This is a genomic window from Halorubrum sp. SP3, from assembly GCF_005435195.1.
Classification (GTDB): domain Archaea; phylum Halobacteriota; class Halobacteria; order Halobacteriales; family Haloferacaceae; genus Halorubrum; species Halorubrum sodomense.
This window is the reverse complement of record NZ_SGTU01000094.1, coordinates 1-979: the sequence shown is the minus strand read 5'-3', so window position 1 is coordinate 979 and position 979 is coordinate 1. Positions and strand designations below refer to the sequence as shown.

Annotated in this window: 1 protein-coding gene; it reads right to left on the bottom strand. The window is 61.0% G+C overall.

Annotated elements, in window-relative coordinates; all coding sequences use genetic code 11:
* The coding region (locus EXE42_RS18740; protein WP_199240774.1) for a hypothetical protein at window positions 1-979 on the bottom strand (979 nt) is incomplete at both ends.

The window sequence follows — 979 nt, the reverse complement described above, 5'->3', positions numbered from 1 at the left end:
CCGGACGCGGGTGAGAACCGGTGTGGCTTCACGGGTGAAACCGACCCGGTCGATCTTGTCTGAGTCGAGTGAGTCAACGTCGTTTTCAGACAACGCTCGTTTGAGTTGCCCAACGGTGTAGCCACCGTCTTCAGGGGTTTCTTGGTCGTGGGCAGCCGACTCTGCGCCCCCGTCGGCCTTGGCTGCTGTGCTGGGTTCCCCGGATGAGGAGTCGGTAAGCGTGTCATCTTTCACCGCGTCGGGGAGACTCGTCTGGAAGATCTCCCATGCGTCGTCAGTCGGACGGTCGACGAACTCTCGCTCGGGGACGAACGGTTCGTAGACCAGTTGCCACTCGTCTTTGAGATCGTCAAGCGTCTGGTAGCGCAGTGGCTCCTCGCCGGCGTAGACAACCCACTCTTGATTGTGCGGGTCGTGACGGGTCCACGCCTCGAAGACGTTCGTCGAACCGTACTTCTCGTCGACGCGGAGGCGCCCCCACTGCTTGCCGCTCGCGATCCCGTCGAAGAGCCGGAGTTCTGAGTCGTCGGTGCGAATCCCGACTGCTTGTTTCCCCTTCGGGATGAGTGCGTGCTTCCGGTCAGTGTCGGACGGGATCCCCAGGTTGAGTTGTTCGGTCGTGTTATAGTAGAGCGTCATCGGCGACCGCTCTTGGATGTCGCCGACGTCGTCCGCACCCTCGTTCGGGAGTATCCGCACCTCGCCGCGGGTAAACTCGGGTGCGGTGAGGATGCTGTGGATACGCGCCCCCGGAACTTGCTTTTTTTCTGGGTGCTCTTCCGGGGTGATGAAGAGGACCTTCTGATCTTGGTTGACCGCCCGAGCGAGGTTCTGGAGCGTCCGGGCGGGCTTCTTGTACGTCGACGTTTCGGCCTCGATCGCGACGACTTGCCCGTCAGAGATGTCGGCAGCAGTTGGGTACTCGTTTTCGAACTCCTCGATTACTTGCTGTGCTCTCGAGGTCTCCACCTGTCTCTTC